Below are 24,559 nucleotides of genomic sequence, written 5' to 3' on the forward strand. Positions count from 1 at the left end.
AATAGCCTGTCAAAGGGCGGGTACGCCCCTGATGGGCGGCATTTGACCAGTAAGTCCTTTTATTGTCAAGAATCCTGACACTTGTTATGAAGTAATTAGTCTAATTTTTTATAATTCGTTTGATTTAGCGCAAATTTTGAACGTTTTCCCGGGGGAAAGTCCTGGTTGAAAGCCTGGGGAGATTTCAGGGAAGAGCAATTGCATCACCGTAAAAACCGTGGCGGTGAAAGCCGCCCCGGCAGGTATGCGCTACTATGATTTGCTCTAATAAGCCTGAATGCCGGGGCTGATATTCTTGCTCATTTTCTCTTTCCTTAGCTGTTCGTTCAGGTATCTGCTTGTTCTGCCTTGTGGTGATAGCCGCCGCGGCAAATGTTAATGCTTTCCTGGCCTTGTCCCTGGTAAAACAGCCACAGCTGGTCGTTAAAATTCGCCATGGCAATGGGGCTGTCCTGGTCCCTGATAATATGTCTCACCGGCTCTACCTGGCTCCAGCCCGCTTCAAACAAAGTACCGTAACCATCGCTAGTGTTTTCCTTGCCCGGCGCATCCGGTTGGTAAGACACCGGCAGGCCCGGGGTGAGGGTGCCGCCGATGGAAAAGGTGCTGCTGAGTAACTGGGGATTATCACCGGCGTTGTGCAGCAAATGTATTACCCCGTCCAGGGTTTGCAGGGCAAACTGACCGTTGGCCACCAGCCCCTGTTCGGTGGGCTCGGGCTCCTGTTCAGGTGTTATTAGCTGGGATGCCGCCGGTGGCGTTTCGCCAAAGACATTTAAAGTAAAGCTGCTGGCAGACCAGGCATTCACTGTGTAGTCATCATAGGGACCTGAATAGGCGCTGGTTTTCACCTTGACCTTGTTAAATTCGGCGGTGTTATAACTTAAACAGCTTAAGTGGTTGCTGTGGGGCAGGGAATAAACCAGCAGAATACTGGCTCCCAGGCGCGCCAGTTTAAACGGGGCGCTGATATTGGAGTTGACCGTCACCGGGACCGGCACCGAGCCCAGGGCGATTGGGGTATTGATGATATGGCAAAGTTTTTCCGGCGCCTGCCAGGCATTCTCTGGTGCACCGCTAAAGCGGCTGCCGAACAAACTGCCCGCCCGGGTTTGATATACCAGCAGGAAACCGGCATTGTCCGGCAGTGCCACCAGATCTAACTGGCGTATCTGCGTTTGTTTATTGTCGGCTTCGGGAGCCGGTGTCGCTACAGATCTCCAGTCGGTGGCGAGGTCGTAGCTGAGCACTTTTAACAAGCCGTCGGTATCGCCATAAACCAGCAATGCCTGCTGGTCGTTGGCGGCCAGGGCAAAAGCCTGGCCGACATTATCCGCCAGCGGCAGTGCCTGTACCCGGGCAAGGTTAGTTTCTTCGCCGCACATATCACCACACATAAGGCGATAAGTTAACTGGTTGTTGTGCTCCAGCGCCACGAACAGCAGCTGCTTGTTAAAACTGCAGGCATCAAATTGTTTTACTTTGCTTAAACCGCTTTCCCTCGGGGGCTGCCAGGCAAAGGACTTACCCCATAAAAACTGGAAGTAGTTGGCATCACGGTCGTTTTTATTCAGGCTGCCAAGGTTAAAGTTCTTTTCTATGGTTTTTAACAGGCTGTAATGGTTATAACCCTGGTGCTCTTTGCCGGGACGGATGTTATCGCCGAGCAGCACGGTATAAACCTGGTTCGGCCCGTCGTAGGTGTATTTTTTGCCCTTATCGAAAAAGGCTTCAAAGTCGGCCTCGTCATAGGTCACCACCACCAGGGTATTGGGCGGCAGTTTCGAATGCGGGCCGGGGAAATTTAACCCGGCGAAAAAGGATTTCAGCCAGCTGGCCTGCTGGTCTACCAATACCGGCGCCCGCTCACCGTTGCAGGTGTCGTCTGTGGTGCCCGCCAGGTAATGGCCGTCGTTCCACATATTGGGGGTAAACCAGGCATATTCCGGCAGGTTGTCATTGAGCAGATCGCGCCAGAAACCGGCTTCGTTATCGATTTGCTGCCAGCGCTGTTTATTGGTGACGATATTTTCAAACGAAGAAAACGGGTTATGTTTGATCACATAAGGATAGTGATCTGTCGGGGTAAAATTCTCCGGCTGCCACGGGTTATTATCGGCGATATAGCTGTCCATATAGGCCTTCCACCTGAGCTGGCGGGGGGAGGCTTCGATTAAGTCCACTATGGTTTGCTGTTTCAGCAAGGGGCTGGGGGCATCGTCGTCGCTGACATCGCACAATTCTCCTGCGATAGAGCTGATATAGTTGGTTTGCGACGGGTGCATCACGCCGAAGCTGTTGGTCAGTTCTATGCCTTGCTGTGCCAGGTTGGCCATATAGGGATTTTGCAGTACATAGCCCCGGTACTGGTTTTCAAACATAATAATAAGTACATGATCAAATGCTCTGTTATCCATCCCTGATCTCCTGTTAATAATGTTTTTATCCGTATTATTTTGTGATGTAACGGGCACCTTTTAGTGACCCTTGTATTGCTATCAACCTTTTTTAACCCTTAAGGCTTTTAACCTTTCAGGTATTGCCAGGTCGGCCCGGCGTGATATTGCTGTGGGCTGTCGGGAATAGGATTACGCATCAGCTCCTGTGCCAGCTCCTTGAGCTTAAACATAGTGCCGACCGCCGGCACCAGCAGCTCGGGGTCGCCGTTAAAGGCGTTATGCAGCTGGTCCAGCAGCAAGGTGAAGAGGCGGTTAAATTCATAATCCAATGCCGCCAGTTCGGGGGCAAAGGCATAATCGCCCGAATTGGGATTGGGCTTCATATTATAAACCCGGGTATAATCTATCGGGATTTTCGGGCCTGTGGGGCCGCTGTTATGGCTGTCGCCGCACACATAACGCCGCCCCTGTGCCAGCTCGTTGAAGCGGTAATAATGGGCCAGCTCCCTGGGCTGCATAAACAGCTGATGGTCGCCGCTGGCGATGCCTGTACCTTGCTCTAACGGGAAAGGTTTGTCGGGATCCCAGCAGCGCTCCGGTATACCTTCCCCCTGGGCGATGATGGCATTAATGGCAAACATGGCGCTGTCGAGATCGGTCACCGGGGTGATCTCTCCGCCGCCGCCGTAATAATATTTATGGGCGATTTGCGGCCCTGTGCTGGCGGGGAAGAGTTCATCCGGGGGCAGGGTTTCGCTTAAGTAAGTCAGGCCTTTTTCGACATTGGCGTAAAAGTCGCCGATAGTGATTTTGCCCGGCACGTTCTCGCTCGGCTCTTCAATATATTTAAAGGTTTGCAGTGCTTCGGGGCTGAATTTTAATAAACTGACCTCGAACCATTGTTCCCCGTCGGGCAATTTGGTGGGGAAGCTTGGGATAAAGGCTGTGTTGTTCAGCGCCGGGCTGCCGCCGGTGGCAATCAGCACATTGGCGGCATTGGTTAAATGAAACATTTCCTCCATAACCACGCTCTGGATCACCTGATAGGCGCAGTTATTGGTATTTTCCTTAATGGAATAAAGGGCGCTTAAATAGGGCGGCAGGGTAGAAAATTCCAGCTCAATGGCCAGCTGTAACTGCTGGTGTAATTCACTGATGCTGGTGATGGGGGTAAACCTTTTTTGTTTGTCTGCTGACAGGTACATGTTGTTGCTCCTTGCTTAGCACGGGTTAAGTGCTTCAAGCACATTTTGCGCTGCCCAATAGGTTAAGGCCGCCATGGTTAAGGTGGGGTTGGAGGTGGAAATGGTGGGCATATTGCCGCATCCCACAAGGTAGAGGTTGGGATGATCCCAGCTTTGCTGGTACTTGTTGACCACAGAGGTTTTCGGATCGCCCCCCATGATATGGGTGCCCACCAAATGGCCTGCGCCGTTATAGCTGTAGCCTTGACCCCGGTAGGTGAGATAACCGGCATCGGAGGGTTTATATTCGGTAAAACCTTCTATGCCCAGGCGCTGGAAGATTTGATCCGAGACCTCTTTTGCCGCCGCCATGCCGGCACGGGTATAGTCGGTAACATTGTAGCTGATCACCGGGCGGTAATTGCCGAGCTGATCCCGGTAGTTGTCGTCTAATGTGACCCGGTTGTTGGCATCGGGCAATTGCTCCACCAGGAAACCGAAGCGGAACATGCGCGGATAGACCGAAGCGATATAGTTTTTGAGCTGATCGCCGAACATGTTTTTTTCATCGATCAAATCCGGCACCGTACCCACCGGCGCGCCTTCCGGCCAGGACCAGCCCCAGTTGCCGATTTCGATGCGAAACGCGGCGCGGTTTTTACGGAACTCGCCGCCGCGCAGCGAAGGGATGCCGGAGGTGGAACCGGGGCCGCGAAACGCGCCGATATCCGTTGGCATCAAACCCCAGGTGAGCATGGTGGGGTGGTCCATCAGGTTGCGCCCTACCTGGTCGCTGGAATTGGCGACATTGGAAGCGAGCAGCAACTTGGCATTTTCCACCGCATGGCTGGCCAGCACCACAATAGTGCCGGAAACCGCATGGCATTGGTGATCCGGGCTGTTGCTCGACTGGTATTTTTTATAATGCACCCGGGCGATGTTTTTCCCCTGCTGGTCGGTTTCCAGCTGATAGGCCACACACTGGGTGCGTATTTCCACCTTGCCGGTTTTTTTCGCCTGCTCCAGGGTTTTTAAGGCATTGTATTTTGCCTGGATGGGGCAGATCGGCACGCAGTTGGCATTACCGGCGCAGCGCTGACCGGCAGTTTCATGGCCCACGGCGCCGACAGGGCGGTAATCGCCGCGCGGCATGCCGTTTCTGGCCTGCGGGGTGCTGACCACATCTATCGGGTAATTTTTACCTTCAAAGGTGACCTGCATCTGTGCCAGGCCCTTGCTGAAATACAAATCCAGGTAACTTTGCGGGATTTTCTCCATCTTGTACTCGTAGCACTCGGTAAATGGAATATGCACCGCCGGGTTGTCGATTTGATGATAATTTTGTTCGTCGGCATTGGCGGACACCCCGAGGTTTTGTTCGGCGATTTCATACCAGGGGCGCAGCTCGTCATAACTGATGGGCCAGTCGAGGCCGCGGCCAAAACGGGTTTTTATTTCAAAGTCTTCCGGCAACATACGCAAACAGGTGCCGAGCCAGTGCAAGGTGGTGCCGCCTTCGGCCCGGGTATAGGTGCTGGCAAAAGGCAGCGGGCCGGTTTGTACGAAATAGCCGTTATCCAAGACCTGGCCCTGGGGGATGGGGGCGAGATCTGTGACCAGCGGCTGCGGGGCATTGGCATTGTTGGGGTAGGGGGCATTGGGGATTTTTGCCAGGGCGGTAAAGAAGGTGCTCATATAGGTTTGGTAGCTGCTGAGCGGCTGGTTGTTTTTTGGAGAGGGGGCATCGCAGTCAGATGAAAAAAAGCGCCCGCCTTTACCCGTACCGGCTTCCAATATCAGCACACTTTTGCCGTTTTTACCCAGCTCCTGCGCCATAATGGCGCCGCTGATGCCGGCGCCGACGATCACCACATCAAAGTGTTCGTTATTGTTCATGACAGTGTTCATGACTGTGTTCATGACAGGTTTCCTTCTTCAATGTCGCTGACGGGGTGGTCGGTGCCAAGATTAATGCGGGTGATCTCTTCCCCCGGCTTAAAGGCCCAGGTGCCGTAACCCGGCTGTTTCGCTCCCATGGGATGTGAGCCCAGCGCCGGCCACACCAGGCCCTGGATATAGGCATTTTCTGAAATTACAAAATCGACATCCTGGTATTTACCCGGTGTCTGGCTGGGCACGCCATAGGTTTCCCGCCAGCTTTGCGGCAGCTGGTACCACAAAGACAAATACCACATCTTCAGGATATTGCGGGCGACGGGGCCGAGGCGGTCGTTGGATAAGATCTGCTCGCGGAACTTTTCGTTCAGGGCCTCGCCTTTATATTCATGGGCCAGGGCCCTGGAGCAGATAAATAATTCATCGATAATCTTCCCGGGCACCAGGCTGGTCAGTACCTCAAAATATTCTTCACCGATACCCGTGGCCATCAACCGGCTGCGGTTATAGCCGGTAAGCACCACAGAGACCTGGTAAAAATCAGCAAGTTTGTCCATAAGGAGATCCTCATTTTTATTGGTTACCGCATCAGTTATTGTTTGCTTGTTGCATCACTTTGCTTATCAAAAGTTGCATTAAGGGTTGCATCCGTTGTTGCGTGTTTTAGCCGGGCTGGGCTTCGATAAGTTGGGGCAATGGCCCTAAGTTTTCAGTTACCTGGGGATGGGTGCCACTTTGACGGGGAGTAAGCTTGGTTGCATTGATATCAGCAGACATGGTTTTTTCCTTTTGGTTAATTGCCTCGTGCAAGCACCTGCCATAACTGAAAATTTATTGCCCGGATACCTTGGTTTGGTAGCGGCGCTTTATAGGTATTCGGCCACCTTATAAACAGGGGAATAAGGCGGTTTCAGTAAGGTAAGTGCAATAACCATCATGTATTATGAAATTGCGTATTATTGCGCTAAAGGTGAGCCAAGGGGACAACCGTGACCGCTCCCCTGTTTCAGTCCGGCTTGAGGCCGGATGGGCAATGATAAGCAAACAGGACGTTCATAGACTGACTAAATGATGTGCCTAAAGAATAGTTGATAAAGCCGTAAATTCAACAAGGGTACTTGCCCGGGAATTTGCAAAAGGGAAACAGCGGATATCAGCGGAAGAAAAGTGCTTTTTGGCCGTGGGAAAACCGCCGATGACATGGGGGTCGTCCGCTAAGTGTTACTGTACTACTATTGTAGATAGCATTTTTTAGCTTGAGGCAAACCATGAGCCTGGAAGTAGACAACTTACTTTTGGAGTCCCTCAAAGAAGTCATGGACTTAACCCCCAACGCCCTGGGGTTTTTCGACCGGGATTATAGATTATTGTATTGCAACGACATAATGGCTTCTGTGCTGGGCAAGCCCAAAGAACAAGCCATAGGCCAGCTGCAAAAAGACCTGCTGCGCGAGGCCTATAACCACTCTATCGGCATAAAAATAGATGCCGACAATTTCGATACCTGGTTTGACGAAGTTGAAAAAACGCAGCGCAGCGTGGAATACAACCAGTTCGAAACCGACACCAACGAAGGGCAATATTATAATGTGACCCGCATGACCTTAAGCAACGGCATGAATGTGATAGTGGGGGCCAACATTACCGAGCTGAAAAAAATACAGCTGACCCTGACCCAGGCCATTACCGACATAGAACAACTGGCCAATACCGACGAACTGACCGGCATTTATAACCGGCGTTATTTTATTGAATTGTCGGAAAAAGAAATTGGCCGGGCTAAGCGATATGCCCACCCTTTGTCGTTGATTGTGATTGATATCGACTTTTTCAAAGCCGTGAACGACAGCTACGGCCACCATGTCGGAGATACGGTACTGAGTTATTTCTGCAAGCAGTGTAACGAGCAGTTGCGTGACAGCGATACCTTATGCCGGGTAGGCGGCGAAGAATTTGCCATTTTACTGCCCCATACCCAGGTTAACCATGCCGGGGATATTGCCGAGCGTATTCGTTTGTGTATTAAAGCGTGTGAGATACCTTATGATGACAGTGGTTCGACTTTGAGTATTACCCTTTCTTTGGGGGTGACCCAGTATAAGGAAGGGGATATTAATATTTCTGATTTGTTGATCCGGGGGGATAAGGCGTTGTATCAGGCTAAGGACTCGGGGCGGGATCAGTATGTGGTTCAGTTGTGATAAGGCATATTCTAACCTTTAAAGGGGAAGAATTTTGCTGTTTTGCCTGTTCAAAGTTAATAATGCCTAAATAGTTAGCTGTGCTCTTACTCGCCGTAAATTTGCTGCTTGGCTAATATCTTTTCAATAGTTTGATTTACCTCATTCTACACAAATAATCCTCGTGAATTAATTTGACAACTTGTTAAAGCTGTTGCATCTTGGGCGCAGATAATGGATTAACCCGCATTTAGCGCTTGCCATAAGAGCAAAATAACATGATGTATCAGCCCTTACCTGCATATAAAGCAACCGGTTCAGACGGATAATAAAGTGACCGGAAATATACAGTTTTACAATGATAACGCCCGTCATGTTGCCCAGCAGTACCTATCAAAATTTTTTGAAGAAATACACGCAGGTGTATTGGCTTATGTCACCCCGGTATTGAATAAAGCGGACGCCCGTATTTTAGATATCGGCGCCGGAGCAGGGCGTGATGCCAAATACCTGGCAGAGCAGGGACAAAGCCAGAATGTCAGTGTAACAGCCGTTGAACCGGCAAAGCTTTTAGCCGACATAGGAAAACAACACACTCAAAACCTTAATGTTAACTGGCTGGAAGACTCGCTGCCTGCTTTGGCACAAGTCACCCGGCAGGAAGTCAGCTTTGACCTGATTTTACTCAGCGCGGTTTGGATGCACATACCTGAAAGTGACCGTGCCCGTTCGATACGTAAACTGGCTAACCTGTTAAAGCCGGGCGGCAAGTTGGTGATAAGCCTGAGGCATAGCCAAACCGAGCACACGGCAGATTCTCGAAAAATGTATGCTGTGTGTGCGGATGAATTAAAGCAGCTTGCTAAAAAAGTGGGCTTGTTCACGGTAAGCGAAAGCCAACGAGAAAATGACAAGCTTGGCCGGGAAGAAGTTAGTTGGCAGACGGTGGTGTTTCAGTTGCCTGATGACGGCAGCGGTGCTTTTCCGTTTATAAGACATGTTGCAACCAATGACGGAAAGTCGGCCACTCATAAACTTGCTTTGTTAAGGGTGTTACTGCGTATTGCCGATGGCCACCCAGGCGCAGTATTAAGAAGAGAAAGTTCACTACATGGCGACCGGGTTATTTTACCTGCGGGTTTGGTAGCCCTTTACTGGTGTCATCAATACAAAGATCTTATAGATAAACACCAACTATTCCAGACACCCAATAAAAGCCCCAACATGGGATTTATGAAGCCTAACGGTTGGCATAAATTAACGCATCGCACCGCAGCCGATTATCGTATTGGCCATATGTTTTCCGGTGACGATGCGATAGCTTTGCATAAAACCTTATCTGATGCGCTCAGCAACATTAAAGGCATGCCATGTAAATACATAACTTTGCCCAACAGTGAACAAGGTGTGTTTGAAGTTGCCAGCAAACAGGTGAGAGCCAAAGACAGCATTTTTTTAGATTTAACCACGCTCACTCAGTGGGGAGAGTTTTCACTGCCTGAGCATATATGGCTGGCATTTAACCGTTATGCTTGCTGGATAGAACCGGTATTGGTGAGTGAGTGGGTGAATACTATGCTCAGCTATAAGGGCAATGCCAGGTATCAGACGGTAGAAAAACATTATGTTTTACAACAGGCATTAAACTGGTTGGAGCCGAAAAGAAGTACGATTGAAATTCGCCAGCGCTTTGAACAGTTACAGCAACAGCAAACACAATATTGTGTTTGGACCGCAAAAACTCTTAAGCAGAAGTACAACATAGATCACTGCATGCCGTTTGCTCGTTGGCCTAATAATGATTTATGGAATTTACTGCCTGCTGATAGTCAGGTAAATCATCAAAAAAGTGACCGGTTGCCGAGTGAGAAGAAATTAAAGGATGCTAAAGAGCGTATGTTGCATTGGTGGCAGAGTGCTTGGTTGGATGATAGTGCTTTGGAAATGGATGAGTCTTCAGTCTTCCTGATAAATAGTCAGAGACAACGTTTTTTTGCCGAGGCTAATATTGCATTGCCGGGGTTAAAAACAGATAACTCATCTGTAGATGATTTGTTTGAAGCACTGGTGATGCATAGAGGAAGGCTAAAAGAAATGCAGCAATTGAGGGAGTGGTAACTAATCACTTATACCTAAAATATAGAAAAATTATTGAAAATATTAATAAAGAGTAACTCTGCCAAGTGTCATGCCTAGTTGCAAATGGAGCTGTAATTATAATGAAAATGAATCCAATAGTCGTTTATAAATTTGAAAGTAAGGCCGAAAAAAAGCTATTTCCCGTTTTTGAACAAACAGATATAGAAGGGGCGACAGTATTTCATTCTCTGAATATTCCTAAACATGAAAAAAAACAATGGGCAGAAGCTGATTTTGTGGTTGTCTCCAATCGCGGGATCCTTATTTTGGAAGTTAAAGGAGGAAGGTTGTCAGTTGAACAAGGGAGCTGGTATACGAAAGATCGTGATGACAATGTTAAACGTTTGAAGGAAAGTCCTGTTGAACAAGCTAAAAGCGCTAGGTTTGCTTTGGAAAAAATGCTTAGGGAAAAATCACTAAATATCAAGTTTGATAAAATTAATTTTGGATTTGGAGTGATGTTTCCTGATGTAAAATTAGGTGATGTTGGTATTGAATTGACAAAAGATATTGTTTTTGATGCTATCGACTGGGATCGCAAAAAACTAAGATCTTGGTTAATGAAACTATATAAATACTGGGTAGGGTGTACAGGTAAGGCCGAACATTTAACTAGTGAAGAAGTTGCCATTATTTGTAGCGCTTTGAGAACTGAATTTGATAGAGAAAAGTCATTGTTGGCTGAGGTTGGTGATAGCTGGCAACAGATGATTAGCCTTACAGAACAACAATATTTGGCTGTGGACATGATACTGGCGAATAAACAGGTTGTTGTCGAAGGTGCTGCTGGTACAGGAAAAACGTTGGTGGCAATACGGGCTTGTAAAGTTTTGGATGCACAGAAAGAGAATGTTTTATTTGTTTGCCAGAGTCCTGTATTAGCCTCGTTCGCAGGTGGCTGGTTAACGGAAACAGAGGTTCAAGTTGTTAATTTTAATAGCTTGAAACTTAAAGTTTCCAGGGGAGAAAAATTGGATTTTTCAGTACTTATTGTTGACGAGGGACAAGATATATTGGATGTGGAAAGTATCGATATATTGGATAGCTTATTTGCTGAGGGACTAAATAGTGGTCGTTGGTATGTTTTTATGGATCCGAATAACCAAAGTTCACTTTACGCGGATTACGACGCAAGTGCCTTAGAGTATCTAGAAGAGTCTAGTTTTAAAGCGCCCTTAACCCGTAACTGTCGTAATACACTCCAGATAGCGCAACATACTCTTATGTACACGGGTGGGGATATTGGAAAGTTTCCTATTCGTGCCGATGGTCTCCCCGTTATTTGGAAAAATCTTCATTTTGATTCTAGTGAAGCACAACTTGCATTGATAGAAGAACAATTAACTTCTTGGGTCGATGATGAAAGTGTATCCCTTGGAGATATTACACTACTTTCACCACTTAATTTTGAAGAAAGTGTGGTCAATAAACTTTCTAAAAGATGGCGAAGAAAGATTGTCATTATTAATGATAGTTACGGTGAAAGGTGGTTGGACACGCAATTGTCTTTTAGTTCAATAAGGGATTTCAAAGGGCTTGAAAATCGATATGTAATGTTGATTGATTTGGATGCTTTGTTAGCAAGAACACATTCTACCAATCAGCTATATGTCGCAATGACACGAGCTAACTCGGTGTTGTGGATGGCGACACCGATGAAACACCAAGCTTGGTTTGATGAAAGACGTTTGGAAAACGAACAGGCGTATGTTGATTACCTGCACAAAAACAGGAACGGATAAACTGATGGGAAATAAAAAACACTTAGCTGCCGATAGAAAAAAGATTGTTAATTATCTACGGGCGCAGTTAATAGGCCCGGCCAATGGTTCTGATGAAAGCATGCTTGAGAAAGATGAGCCACATACTTATTACCTGATGGGAGCACTTTTTCCCCAGGGTGTTGGTATAAAAATTTCGCAGGAAGAAGAGGAAGATTGGATTAGTGATGACCCGATCGCAATGGCATATCAGCTTAAATCAGCCTCTGTAGGTTTATCGTTTTTTATTGAGTCAGCAGAAGACACGCCTGAGGTATGCGTAGAGCTTGCTGCAGCTACTTATAATAAAGTAGAAAAAAGGTGGCGTCGTCATGAAATAGCAACAAAAGAAGTCCCTGAAGAGCATGTTTTAACGCCAGGGGCTGGAGAAGAGATTGAAAATGTTCTTCAGGGGAGGGGGAAGCTGGTTTCTAAATGGAGAAAAATGGGGGCAGGATATCTTGTTACGATAACCTTGCTAAATCCAAGACAGGCTGATGGCGGTAAACTGGATCCAGAGGATGTGATTCATCAAGTTTGGTTTCGTTGTACTGCTATTAACGGGAATATTGGTGCCTACCCTTCACCTAACCGCTTTTCTTGGGATTCAGAAGAAGAAGAATTAGCGCTAATATATCAACATAAAAAAACTTTTGCGATTGGTCATGGTTGTGCACCAATGTGGGATAACGTTAAGGAGCAGGCTGTAATTAAGGCTGTGGAAACTTCTTTTATTCCTGAGTATGAAGTACCGCCTGTTACTTCTGCGTTACCCGGTAATCATGAACTAAAAAATAGTGAAGTTTTCTCTCTGCAATTTCTGTCTGATGAAAGTGTAAGTTGGCAACTCAAAAGAACTAGATTAGAAGAATTTATCACTAGTTATAGTGTATGGGTCGAAAATGAAACGAAGCGGGATATACCACAAGGCTTAGAGAACGCAGCTGCCCGTATTACTTGTCGCTTGAAAAAAGCGGTAGAAAGGATGCTGGCAGGTTTGAAGTATCTTTGCGAAAATGCTGGTGCAAGGGAGTGTTTTGTATTAGCAAATCAAGTTATGTTAATGCAAATGGTTCACTCAGGGAAAAACTTTGGTGGTAGCATTCGTGACGCTAATAGCTTTGTAATTAATGCACCTAATTACAAAGGTGAGGAAATTAAAAACTGGCGACCATTTCAATTGGCATTTCAATTATTGACGATTGAATCTATTGGCAATGGTAACTCAGATGATCGTGATATTGCTGATCTTATTTGGTTCCCCACAGGTGGTGGCAAGACTGAAGCTTACTTGGCAGTAGCAGCATTCGAATTATTTCACCGTCGTTATCAACATGGAGATATAGGAGGGGGGACGGCTGTTATTCTTCGATATACCTTACGTTTGTTGACTACCCAACAGTTTCAGCGTGCAGCTACATTGATTTGCGCATGTGAAAGAGTGAGAGATTCAAATCCTGAAAAATGGGGAGATGAGCCATTTAGCCTTGGACTTTGGGTGGGACAATCAACGACACCTAACTATTTTCACTCTGAGCAAGAACAATCATTAGGTGCTCTTCAAAAGTACAAAAGGATTCGTGAACAGGATAAACCGGAAAACCCCTTTCAATTATTGCAATGTCCATGGTGTGGTACTCGTATAATCCCTGCTAAGCAAAGTGATGAACCGTCGGATTATGGTATTCATGCCAGTGCATCTAGTTTTAATTTTTTCTGTCCGTCAAAAGCTTGTGCATTTCATTCTCATTTACCTGTGCAAGTAATAGACGAAGGTCTTTATGCTAGCCCACCTTCATTTTTAATTGGAACTATTGATAAGTTTGCCCGGTTAGCTTTACGTGATGAGCCAGGGGCATTTTTTAAGGGTGGGAGGGAGCAGCGTAAATCTCCTTCGTTAATATTGCAGGATGAGTTACATTTGATTTCGGGCCCCCTTGGGACTATTGCTGGCGTTTATGAAGCCGCAATGGATGTTGTCATGAAGCGTTCAGGTGCAAATCCTAAATATATAGCTGCTACCGCGACTATAAGACGTGCTCATGATCAGGTGAGAAAATTGTATGCTCGTGACTGTATGGTCTTTCCTCCCTCAGGAATGACTGCTGAAGATTCTTATTTCTCAAGAGAAGAGGATTCTACTGATGTGAACCCTGGTCGTTTATATATTGGTGTAATGGGGCAGTATCACACTCCCGTCACTTCTCTTGTACACTGCAGCGCTGCATTAGCACAATCCGCCATTGATGTTGAGTTGTCTGAACAGGCAGCAGATGGTTACTGGACACAAGTTATTTTCCATAATAGTCGACGCGAATTGGGAAAAACTATGACTATGTCGCTCGATGATATTCCTAAACGGGCGGAAGTGATAGCTAAAAACAGCGCTCAGCCAAGAAAAATTCAACCTGTGGAAATGTCAGCTAATATTTCCTCAAAAGAAATACCTGAAATACTTGAATCGCTGAAAGCTCCGAAGGGAGATACTAATTCAATTGATACTTTACCTTGTACGAATATGTTTTCTGTCGGTGTTGATGTTAAACGTTTAGGTTTAATAATGATGAATGGACAACCGAAGACTACTTCTGAGTATATACAGGCATCTTCGCGTGTTGGACGTGATGAAGTACCTGGTCTAGTCGTCGCCTTCTATCCAAATAATAAGGCTCGAGATCGTTCGCAATATGAATCTTTTGTACCATATCATCAAGCTCTTTACCGGGCGGTAGAACCAACCAGCGTTACACCATATGCACTACCTGCCATGGAACGTGCCGTACATGCAGCTTTAACTATTGTAATGCGTTATTGTGCTGGTTTATCAGGTAATGATGGCGCTAAGAATTTTGATAAGAATAAAGCTGATGTTGCCTCTGTAATTGATAAATTAAGAAAAAGAATGTTAGCGGCTGAATATAAAGATTCAACTGTACAACAGGAAATTAGCAATTACTTGGATGCATGCATTGATAAGTGGCAGGAAAAAGCCGAGCTTGCTTGCCAGAGTGGAATTTTACTGCGCTATGAAGCTAGTGCGTCACCAAACATTGAATCTTTATTGACCGGATACTCTGCAGATGTTGCCAGTAAACCGGAAATCCCATGGCCTACCCTCAATTCGATGCGAAATGTTGATAGTGATTGTAATGTATACGTATGGGGAGAAAGCTAATGGCTGTTGATAGAACTGTTAGACGTTCACAGACGATTACTCCTTTTGGTGTAGGTGGTATCTATGATTTTGGCTCCGAGTCCTTTGTTGCTATGGATACTATAAAATGGGATGTCCATGGAGATCCGGATATTCATCTACCCCGGTTAGAACGTGTTTTAAGGGTACAAGGTTTCAGGGGGGCACCTGTTGCAGGACGAGCTTTATTTCCGGGCGCATATCGAAGTGGCAAACCTGTGCCTTATTTACGATTCCCAACTTGGTTGTTTTGTCCAACTTGCAGAGGTATGGTGCAGTGGTCACCTACTAGGGAGAAAAAAGGAGAACACCCGTACTGTTTACCTTGTGGCAAAAAGAGTCAGTTGGTACCTATGCGTTTTATGGCTGTGTGCAAAAAAGGCCATTTAACAGATGTACCATGGGGAGTATGGGCACATATTGGCTCAAAAGGTGGTTGTCAAAACCATAAGCTTCAGTTTAAGTCTTCACCTGAGAAAGGAGCTGGGTTGCAGTCCTTGTCTATTTACTGTTTAAACTGCAAAGCAGAGAATAATTTGGAGCGTTTGCCATTCAAAGATTCTTTAGATGGCTTAATGAAAAGGCACCAAGGCACAAAAGGATGTAAAGGTACCCACCCCTGGCAGAAAGAGGATCTTGCTGATTTCTGTGACCAGGCACCGCAAGTTGTGCAAAGGGGAGCGAGTAATGCGTATTATCCAGTTGTTGAATCCGCTATTGATATACGTGTAGGAGAAAAGGATGAGGATTCTATATTCGAGTTAATTAGAGTACATCCTAAATGGGAACCATTGAAAAGTATAAAGGGCTTGGCGAAATCATACGATGATCCTTATGCTAAAATTTTTATCCAGCCTATTGTTGATGATGAAAAACTACAAAAGCTTGGTGTTACGTCTCAAATTGTATGGGAGTGTCTTCAAGAGAATGAGAAAAGCTCCGAAGAGGTTGATGAAGTCTTAGATGATGAAGATCTACTGTTAGATGAATGGTTAGCATTTATTACACCGCCAAAAAGCTTACCCGGCGCAGAATTTATAGCTGATAAAGTAGATTTAGCGTCATTTTCGTTGAACCTTCAAGATAATGAACTAATCGCTTGGGAGGAGTTTCGGCGGTTAATTTCACAGGTAACATTAGCAAAGAAATTGCGTATAGTAAGGGCACTTAAAGGCTTTACGCGATTGGAGCCTAACTATGAAAATATCGTTTCACCATCTTTAGGTGCAAATGTTAATTGGTTACCTGCAACAGAAATTTATGGAGAAGGTATTTTCATCGCACTTGATAAAGTAGCTCTTGATGACTGGGAAAAGAAGTTACCTGCTCATGTATTAGCGGATATACGTGATAAGTTAAAAAAGTCTTCTATGGGTTTTTTACCTGAAGCGACAGATCGCTTTGTTCTTTTACACACATTAGCACACTTACTAATCAGGCAACTTTGTTTTGAATGTGGTTATTCCTCCTCGTCTTTATCAGAACGCATATATTCGGATAAAGAAAAGGGTATGTCAGGTATATTGATTTATACCGCATCTGCAGATAGCGAAGGAGCCCTTGGTGGCTTGGTTAGGGAAGGTTTACCGGACAGATTATACGGTACGTTTAAAACGGCCTTATTTCGTGCTAATTGGTGTTCAAGTGACCCTATTTGTAGCGAATTAAAACACCAGGGGATACAAGGGTTAAATAAAGCTGCGTGCCATGCTTGCACGCTAGTTGCTGAAACGAGTTGTAATTATGCTAATAGTTTGCTTGACCGTACTGTGCTGATTGGTCGGGAAGGAGAGCCCACAACCGGTTATTTTAACCGTTTTATATCACTAATTGAGGATACTGTTTAATGCGTTTACCAAGGCGCGCTGAACTGACTGAACAGCAAGAAGATTTTTTGATGGAGGCCCCTTTTGATAAACCTGTGCTTTGCGTCGGGCCGCCGGGAACGGGTAAAACAGTACTGGCTTTATATCGTGCAGCTATTCTTCGACAAAAAGAAGAAAAAGTAGACCTTATAATGCATAGTAAGCTCCTCAACAGATATGTAGAACGTTCAGTTAAAGAGCTTGCTATAGACATAAACACGAAGACATGGAATTCATGGGTTTATGGCTTATGGAGAAAAGGCCATCGCCGCTTAAATATGCCACAACTTGAAAAATACCTGCCGGACTTCAAAAAGATGGTAAGTTTAATTATAGAAGGTAAAGTTAACAATCTACCCAATATGTATTGGAATCATTTGATTATCGATGAAGGGCAGGATTTTCCAAAAGAATTTTATTTATTTCTGACTTTTTTAAAGTCACAAAGCAATGTGGTAAATGGACGTAAAGCGCCGGCAGTTACAATTTTTGCTGATGATAACCAGCGTATGGAAGAGAAACGTAATTCAACAATCAGGGATATTCAGAATTATATGCCTGGGATTGAGATGTATGAGGTTACGGCGAATTATCGTAATACCAGGCCAATAGCAAAACTAGCAAGTTACTTTCATATAGGGATGTCAACAGGTGTACCAGAGGTCCCAAAAAGTATTAAAGGATTAATACCTCAGCTCCGAAGTTTTGATACGCTTGAAAAAGAAGTCCGCTCTATTGTCAATTGGCTTCATAATAATGATGACCTATCCGCAGGCGTTATAGTGCCCGATATTGCAACTCTGAAAAGAGTAGATGTTGCAATTACGCCAATCGCAGAAGAGAAAAACTTTACAGTACAAAAATATATGTCTGGTACAGAGGCCAAAACGATAAATTTTCATAAAGGTGGGACCATTACTATCGTTTGTGATAAAAGTTGTAAGGGGCTTGAATTTGATGGTGTTTTTATACCTCAGATTCAATCATATAAAACGGATGGTGTTAATGAAGATTTCTTTAAAATGAAAATGTATGTGATGATTAGCAGAGCTAGGAAATATTTGCAACTCTCATATTCGGACTGTGATGAAGCGCCAAAAATCTTAAAAATATTACCCACACCTGAACAAGGGGTTCTTAAGTGGAAAATATAATTACTAATACTAGCGTGCAGGGGGGGCTTTTTAATATAGCGACAGCTAAAAGTCTTTTTTATATAACCAACCAAAGGAATTTGATGTCCTTTTTAGGGGCAGGAATGATTGTTCCTGCTGCTAGTCAGTTCCGTTATAAAGAAGATAGTCGAAAAGAATTTAATGGGGCAATTCCTTTTTGGAAAAAAGGTATTCCAACGTCAAGTGAATATATAGACCTTGTTGACGACCAGAGAATTGTTGTTATTGAATGTAATAGCGCAGCGATTATGAAGTACTGCGATGGTTTTATTGTCGATGATAATGAAAATGTTTTAGTGGTGAATGCTGCAATACCACTGAGCAGCATATCTGTTATATATATGCATACGGATGATGCTATAGCAGATTTTTTGGTGAGATTACCTGAGGATGTTATTGCAGAACGTAGTATTTTTAAAATATTGAAAGATGTTAGTGTAATTGAGCATGATATAAAGTTAACACCTAGTGAAGTTGAAAATATTGCCCCTTATATAACTTTTATTGATTCTTTTGGTGGTGGAATTAAAGCGCTAGAACAATTAGCTATTTGTGATATTTCCAATTATGAATATATTCTTAATTTACTAATCGTTTGTTTAGATTCTTATAGACTTGAAAATGTTAAAGTTTCAGTCATGAACCTTCCTAAACAGACGTTTAATATTTCTGAAGCAGACAAAGAAATTCTCCACCATTTGTTACCAATACTGCAGTCTTTTAATATTGAAGATGGCTTTGATCCTCTATACGTACTTGAAAAGGTTGAGGAATGCTTTAAAAATCAGATAGAGGGTATCACTGAAGAAAATGAAAAATGGCTGGTTTATATCAAGAGAGTTATTGATGCTGATATAGAAGTACCAGTTCTTGCTGATGAAGGTGATATTTTCAAGAGAGCGGTTCTTCTTTTTTTGTTAAGGCCGGACTTAGAGCGACTTAAAAATGCTCTTAATTCAACTATATCACCAGGTCCAGTAGTTTTTTCAATAGCTGTATTTTTAGCAGGTTATACAACGGGTCTATGCCGAATGGGAGGTGAGTATAAAGGAAATTACGATACTTTTAATAACTTTACTAAATCTTTGTTGGATTGGTTATGGTGTAGAACTGGTTTAACATTAAGTACTTCATTGCAACCTGATACTAGTGGTGTTTCTCTAGTTTATAAAATTAATAAAGAAGTTCTGATGTGTTTAAAGCTTGCACCAAACAGTAGTTTAGCAAGGGTTTTACATAAGGTTGTAGCAAGTGGCTATATTCTAAATTATGACGGTGACAGTAATGAATTATATTTCAATATACAATTGAATAGTGGAGAGTGTCAGCCTTTATATATAGTATTTTTTAAACAATTAGATGCTGGTTTTGATGCAATTCGTTTGGTTACACCTTACTTGCCATTAACTGGTTCGAAATTAAAGACATTAACAAAAAAAATGGCTATAGAATTACTGATAAGAAATTCAGAGGAATCAATGTATTGTAACTATTCTTATTCTGAAAAACATAAAGCCATTGTAATAGAGGCAAAACTCATAATTAATAATATAGTAAATGAGGAGTTTGACAAGATATTGAATTACATTGTGAAAATGGCTAATTTTAGTTGACCGTTGCGCCAATAGGAAAGGTATGCCCGAAGGGGTCATCCCTTAATTTTAGAGCATTATTATTTCTTTCTGAACCAAGTGAAGTTGATGGTGCTTGTAACGGCTGGAGGGAGCATGGAAAAGTATAATAATTTAATAAATAAGGGAAAATGATAACTAGCTGCTGCGCATCTAAATAACTACCATTTTCCTAATTATCTAAGCGTTAAATTTCAGGGGGGGTATAGTGTTAGAAGCTAAATTTTATGAAACTTATTACTTTTGCAATGTAATAAGGAACGTGCTGCATGATCAATTAGAATATTGGGGCAGCCTTCATGAGTTCTACGGGGATGATGGAATATTTTACTTAGTAGAGCCTTTTCAAAAGTACTCAGCATTTCACTACTTTATTGAATTTATTATAGAAGACATTTATCACGAAGAAACTTCTGAAATTGAGCTTAATCGAAGAATAAAATTGATTGAGCAATATAAAAATATACCAGCTGCAATTATGGATATGAAACCCAATAAGTTGCCAATAGAGCTGGCTTTTGTTTTTCATTCTATTGAACATTTAAGTTTTGAAGAATATTTATTAGAACATGGAAAATCTTTTATTACTTGCAGTGAAGATGATGTATATGAATATATGTCTGAGATCAGACTTAGCATTGAATATGAGACACTTATTCAACATACTGTAAAAGAAGTGTTTCATGTACTATTCCAAAATAGAGGTTTGCTACTGCTCTTTAATGAGATGATAGCAAGTAGCCTCAAACTTGAAAAAGATGCGCCACCCCCAGAAGAAAAAGTTGTGTTATTTGCTAAACCAGGAGTTTTGGTGCGGAAATCTATACCTAAATGGGTAAAAAGGGCTGTATTCTTCCGGGATAGGGGGCGTTGTGTACTCTGTGATAAGGATTTGTCAGGGATGGTAAATATTGAAAATTTAGAAAACTATGATCATATAGTACCCCTAGCTGAACATGGTTTAAATGATATTTCTAATATTCAGCTGCTTTGCAAGGAGTGCAATCAGACTGAAAAGAGAGATGGGCAAGCCGTTACATCGAATAAATATCAATCATGGTATAGATATGATTAAATTAAAAAATGCCTTACACTTAAATTTACTATGCTTTTTTTGTTAATTAGAAACAAGCATTTCCATTTTTTTATGGTGTAGCGTTAGGGGGAATAAGAGAGGATATAAAGTTTTGTTAGTTTATAGTTACATTGCAGAGCCATGTGTGAATATTATCGAAAGTACCTATTCTACACTTTAACGTATCAACGATATCCTTAGCAGAAATAATAACAACAGGGTGATTATCCTCTTTTAATTCTTTATATGCTTGGTTTGAAAGATAAGATGTTGTAACAAGTACACCAAATTGTCTATGTCTCAGTCTCGAAATTAACCTGGAAAGTTCTTTTACACCTACCCCTGATTTAGTTTGATAACATTTAGCTTCAAGAGCAAATTCAACATCAATAGAGCTACCTCCAGTACCTATTTGATATATTCCTGTAGCATCGCGGCCTCCATCTCTCCACGGACGTGTTAGTTCCCAGTTTTTAATATTTGGTAACATTAATTGCGCTACTTTAATAGCAAATAATTCAAATGCATAAGGATCTTTTTTGTAAGTTGAATAAATCAATTCGATTATTTTTATGTCTTGAGGCGTCGATGGAGTCTGTTGATCTTTATCGCGAATTTCAATGCTATGGGGTGCCTTAAGAGGAGTATATTTACGCTTAAGTACCCAGTCTACCCAAGGCTTTGGAGCATTTTCAGATAATAAGTTTTTTCCACTTTGTATATCTTTAATCCACAGTCGTGAAACTGTAGAAACATCTAAAATAGTAAACTTTGCTCGATAGTTTTGAAAACGAATATTATTGCTACCTGTAGCTCTCCATAAAGCAACTAAGTCATCATCTTGCCCTATATTTTCAGCGCCTGGTACAGCCAAGCCGATAAACCGAACATCTCGATATACACCAGTGTTACCAAAAACAAAAATTGGAGGAAAGTGATCTTTTAATTGGGGCGTATGGGTTTCTTGAAATAAATTGCTTAATATTTTATTTCCTTGGCGAGGTGTATCGTGCAATTCTCCTGGGCTACGTCGATCACCGTAATAAGTAAAAATCCCTGTTTCTGTATCAAGAAAATCAGGCCAGTCAGGTTCTTTGAAACTTGATTTTAAAACTATCATTTTTAATGTTTCTAATTCAGGCCTCTTGCCTAAATGTCTAAAACCAGCTTGGTTATCAACTCCAAGTAATTTGGGCAATGGATCATCTGATGCATTACCGTTTCGAGAGCCACCGTAGATTTGGTCAACATCTAAAGATGTTTTCTCTAAATTTAGAGTAATCATACTTTATTTAAAACATGCTTGTTTTGATTGGAGCTTATCCATTTAAATATGGCTGTCATTACTTCTGAGCAAACCCCATTACCACAGAGTTTTACTTTTTCACGTCTATTACCATGAGGAAGTTGGTGTTCGTCTCCACCACCCATTGCTTTTTTTAACTCGTCAGGTTGTAGCATTCTGAGATAGGGAGTGTTTCCTTTCCATGTAACCAGGCCAAACCGATCCACTGTTGTAATAGTTCTGAGTGGGGCATCAATAGATTGCCAACCACCAGCATAATCTGAACCGTAATAAACAATGATGAAAGGCTTTTTTCGCCCTAATTTAGCTATTGCTCTCTCGGCTCTTTCTATTGTGGGTTTTGCTCTACCGCTTTTATATAGAAGAGTGGAATTATAATTTCCGTTCCATTTGATAATGTCGTTGGCGGATAACCTCTTTTGGCTGCCGAACTTAATAAGTTGATCTTTAGTAACCATAGTACCATCACGATCACAAACTAAAAACATTCTTTTTCTGGCTTGTGCAGAACCAAAATCGGCTGAATTAAGAAGTAGGTCGCTAACAGTGTAATTTAAATTCTCAATGGTTTGAACAAGCTCATTGTGTCTATCCCATTTTTTCATTCTATTAACATTCTCAACGATGACCCACCTAGGTTGCATTGCTTCAACCCAGGGAACAATGCCAATAGCAGTCTCCCTGCTTTTTTCTGAACCAGGCTTTGCTCCTTTTGCAATAGAATGAGAGGTACATTCTGGGGATGTAAGCAGAACATCAGGCTTAATTCGATCTTGGTATATAAAAGGATCTACTTTTTCAATGAAGTCAGTAATAACTTCCGCATTGGGAAAATTAAATTTATATGTTTCAGTTGCGATATTCCATGCATCTAAAGCTAATAGTGGTTCTCCGCCACCATTGACAGCTCCCCTGGCTCCGAAACCGCCTCCACAAAATAAATCTACAAATTTTGGCATTATATTTAAAGGTGATATTAATTAATATTGTTATTCTAACAAGCTTTTAGGCATAACCGAAGGAACTTGTTAGTGCTATTTAGTTCACTGTATATTTTATGTTCTTTATTTTTGGGGTTATTGTTTATCCTTATATCGACTGAAAAGCCTGTTTATATATTCTTAGTTTTTGTGAGGCTGTTTCTAAGTTAATGTGAAAGTAAGGTAATTTTTCTATTAAGTGTAAAAATAGGGAAACTATGATTTTAATCCATAATAACAACTGAGAACTGTTAATTTAAAAATTTTAAAAACGGTGGTTTTACAAGTAGGTTTACTTTATAAGTGAGAGAAATTGTTAAGTGACTGACGTCCATACTAGGGCTATTCGCAGCAAAAATATGTCCGCGATTAGGTGTAAAAATACTAGACCGGAAATGTTAGTCCGAAGCCTTCTGCATACTCTTGGTTTTCGCTTTCGCCTTTATAATAAAAATCTTCCGGGTAAACCCGATATCACTTTAGCAAAATACAAAGCTGTCATTTTTGTGAATGGATGTTTTTGGCATGGCCATCAAATTAATAATGCTAATTGCCATTTTTTTACATTGCCGAAAACAAGAGCTGAATTTTGGCTGAATAAAATTAAAGGAAACGTGAAAAGGGATAAGCTTGCTTGTGCAGCATTAATGGCAAATGGCTGGAAAGTACTTTATATATGGGAGTGCGCACTTAAGGGAAAGTACAAGCTCGATGAGGGGAGGTTAGTTGACACTATTGAAGAATGGCTTCTTGCGCATGATGCAAGCGCTGAAATTGACAGTAAGGGGATCAAAAAGTTATAGCATGCTCTATGGGCCTAAAGTGCAACAGCTTTGGCTAATTCTAACTTTCCCTCTCAATAATGAACTGCTAGTCTTTTAGGCTAACTAACGGATTAGCTTGCTTCAAAGCAGTAGCGCGCTTGCACTAAAAGGATTTAGTATGCCCAGCGAAATCGATATTTGTATTAGCAGTAAAACCTGTTCATCCCTGCCTTGCCCGCCTGACCCACAAGCTGTGGAGGCTTTTTTACTAGATAACCCGCATATTAGCGGGAATTTTATTCCTCAGGGCACGCCCTATATTTTACGGCAGGGACAGATAGATAAAGCACGTCCCTGGCAGGAGTTAAGGCCTGATTTGGTCAGTAACTTTAATCAGCTGAAGGCTTTGCCTGCCGAGTCCAGGCGTAATATTTCTGCCCTTAATGAAACCTATGGTACGGAATTGTTATTAGCACTGTCTGAATTTCACCTGGCTGAGATAGCTCCTATGGCGGAAGCTATGAAGCAATATAATCAAGATACCGTCATTCCCTATTTAAAGTCAGATACTCATGGCTGGGCCGGTGCGGCAGCTACAGCTTTAGAAAGCCGTTTTATGGGCTTTGCCAAAGCTTTGGTGAAATACCAGCAGGCATTAGAAAATTTGCAAAAAGCATATCAGGCGAAAGTGCGGGGAATTGAGCTGGTAAAACTGGAACAAGCGGCAACAAGCCTGAACCGGGAGCTGAATGCTAAATTTGAGGCAGAACTTAATAAGTATATGGGCAATGCTAAAGCAAGCAGACGCGGTACAGTTTGGTCAGATCCTAAACGGGGCATCAATATTGCTAAAAGTGCCAGAAATAGCAAAGCTATTGACCTGTCGTCTACCCGGTCATTTGAGATCATCAAGCGCTTTGAAAAGGCTGCGAATATAGGTGGGAAAGGCATTATTGTATTTGATGCTATCTAGCGGGGGACAAATGTTTATGACGATTATGCAGCGGGTAAA

The 24,559-nt window shown here is 42.9% G+C and carries 16 protein-coding genes; 10 read left to right on the forward strand and 6 right to left on the reverse strand.

All coding sequences use genetic code 11. The features are described from left to right. Nucleotides 1-326 precede the first annotated feature (326 nt). The 4 genes from SG35_RS08920 to SG35_RS08935 all read right to left on the reverse strand — a co-directional run bounded on the left by SG35_RS08920 (nucleotide 327) and on the right by SG35_RS08935 (nucleotide 6,036). Nucleotides 327-2,417, reverse strand: a complete 2,091-nt coding sequence (locus SG35_RS08920; protein WP_044830888.1) for an alkaline phosphatase family protein — start codon at nucleotides 2,415-2,417, stop codon at nucleotides 327-329. Between the two features lie 107 nt (nucleotides 2,418-2,524). Then, nucleotides 2,525-3,604 (reverse strand): ferritin-like domain-containing protein, encoded by a 1,080-nt coding sequence (locus SG35_RS08925; protein WP_044830889.1) that lies wholly within the window; start codon nucleotides 3,602-3,604, stop codon nucleotides 2,525-2,527. 15 nt (nucleotides 3,605-3,619) lie between these two features. Next, nucleotides 3,620-5,503, reverse strand: coding sequence for a GMC family oxidoreductase (locus SG35_RS08930; RefSeq protein WP_044830890.1), 1,884 nt, complete (start codon nucleotides 5,501-5,503; stop codon nucleotides 3,620-3,622). Further along, complete coding sequence (locus SG35_RS08935) at nucleotides 5,500-6,036, reverse strand: hypothetical protein (protein ID WP_044830891.1); 537 nt, start codon at nucleotides 6,034-6,036, stop codon at nucleotides 5,500-5,502. Before SG35_RS08935 ends, SG35_RS08930 begins: the two co-directional genes overlap by 4 nt. A 711-nt stretch (nucleotides 6,037-6,747) precedes the next feature. Between SG35_RS08935 and SG35_RS08940 the strand changes: the two genes are divergently transcribed. From SG35_RS08940 to SG35_RS08975, 8 genes are all read left to right on the forward strand, one after another. Further along, nucleotides 6,748-7,680 carry a sensor domain-containing diguanylate cyclase gene (locus tag SG35_RS08940; RefSeq protein ID WP_044830892.1) on the forward strand — a complete coding sequence of 311 codons (933 nt, stop codon included), beginning with the start codon at nucleotides 6,748-6,750 and terminating at the stop codon, nucleotides 7,678-7,680. A 312-nt stretch (nucleotides 7,681-7,992) separates the two neighbouring features. Further along, nucleotides 7,993-9,777: a class I SAM-dependent methyltransferase gene (locus SG35_RS08945; protein ID WP_084692458.1), complete on the forward strand. Its 1,785-nt coding sequence runs from the start codon at nucleotides 7,993-7,995 to the stop codon at nucleotides 9,775-9,777. Between the two features lie 101 nt (nucleotides 9,778-9,878). Next, a complete protein-coding gene (locus tag SG35_RS08950) occupies nucleotides 9,879-11,540 on the forward strand; it encodes a nuclease-related domain-containing DEAD/DEAH box helicase (RefSeq protein ID WP_044830893.1) in 1,662 nt (553 codons plus the stop codon). Between the two features lie 4 nt (nucleotides 11,541-11,544). Continuing rightward, nucleotides 11,545-14,733, forward strand: coding sequence for a helicase-related protein (locus SG35_RS08955; protein WP_044830894.1), 3,189 nt, complete (start codon nucleotides 11,545-11,547; stop codon nucleotides 14,731-14,733). Continuing rightward, nucleotides 14,733-16,598, forward strand: a complete 1,866-nt coding sequence (gene drmB, locus SG35_RS08960) for a DUF1998 domain-containing protein (RefSeq protein WP_044830895.1) — start codon at nucleotides 14,733-14,735, stop codon at nucleotides 16,596-16,598. The genes SG35_RS08955 and drmB overlap by 1 nt, the downstream gene beginning before the upstream one ends. After that, entirely contained in the window at nucleotides 16,598-17,770 is a 1,173-nt protein-coding gene (locus SG35_RS08965; protein WP_044830896.1) for a DEAD/DEAH box helicase, read from the forward strand. The genes drmB and SG35_RS08965 overlap by 1 nt, the downstream gene beginning before the upstream one ends. Continuing rightward, nucleotides 17,758-19,404, forward strand: a complete 1,647-nt coding sequence (locus SG35_RS08970; RefSeq protein ID WP_044830897.1) for a hypothetical protein — start codon at nucleotides 17,758-17,760, stop codon at nucleotides 19,402-19,404. The genes SG35_RS08965 and SG35_RS08970 overlap by 13 nt, the downstream gene beginning before the upstream one ends. Before the next feature lie 226 nt (nucleotides 19,405-19,630). Beyond that, on the forward strand, nucleotides 19,631-20,497 hold the full coding sequence (locus tag SG35_RS08975) for an HNH endonuclease (protein ID WP_044830898.1): 867 nt from the start codon (nucleotides 19,631-19,633) through the stop codon (nucleotides 20,495-20,497). A gap of 115 nt (nucleotides 20,498-20,612) precedes the next feature. Here SG35_RS08975 and SG35_RS08980 read toward each other — a convergent pair whose 3' ends face one another. Both SG35_RS08980 and SG35_RS08985 read right to left on the reverse strand, forming a co-directional pair. Then, entirely contained in the window at nucleotides 20,613-21,782 is a 1,170-nt protein-coding gene (locus SG35_RS08980; RefSeq protein ID WP_044830899.1) for a restriction endonuclease, read from the reverse strand. After that, the gene (locus SG35_RS08985; protein ID WP_044830900.1) at nucleotides 21,779-22,762 is read right to left on the reverse strand and encodes a DNA cytosine methyltransferase; all 984 of its coding nucleotides are present in this window, start codon (nucleotides 22,760-22,762) and stop codon (nucleotides 21,779-21,781) included. The genes SG35_RS08980 and SG35_RS08985 overlap by 4 nt, the downstream gene beginning before the upstream one ends. 341 nt (nucleotides 22,763-23,103) lie before the next feature. On the opposite strand from SG35_RS08985, the gene SG35_RS08990 reads away from it, so the two are divergent. Together SG35_RS08990 and SG35_RS08995 are read left to right on the forward strand one after the other, a co-directional pair. Beyond that, nucleotides 23,104-23,586 carry a very short patch repair endonuclease gene (locus SG35_RS08990; protein ID WP_084692687.1) on the forward strand — a complete coding sequence of 161 codons (483 nt, stop codon included), beginning with the start codon at nucleotides 23,104-23,106 and terminating at the stop codon, nucleotides 23,584-23,586. Between the two features lie 139 nt (nucleotides 23,587-23,725). Further along, nucleotides 23,726-24,520, forward strand: a complete 795-nt coding sequence (locus SG35_RS08995) for a hypothetical protein (RefSeq protein ID WP_044832373.1) — start codon at nucleotides 23,726-23,728, stop codon at nucleotides 24,518-24,520. Nucleotides 24,521-24,559 lie beyond the last annotated feature (39 nt).

Origin of the sequence: Thalassomonas actiniarum, assembly GCF_000948975.2 — a bacterium.
GTDB classification, from domain to species: Bacteria; Pseudomonadota; Gammaproteobacteria; order Enterobacterales; family Alteromonadaceae; genus Thalassomonas; species Thalassomonas actiniarum.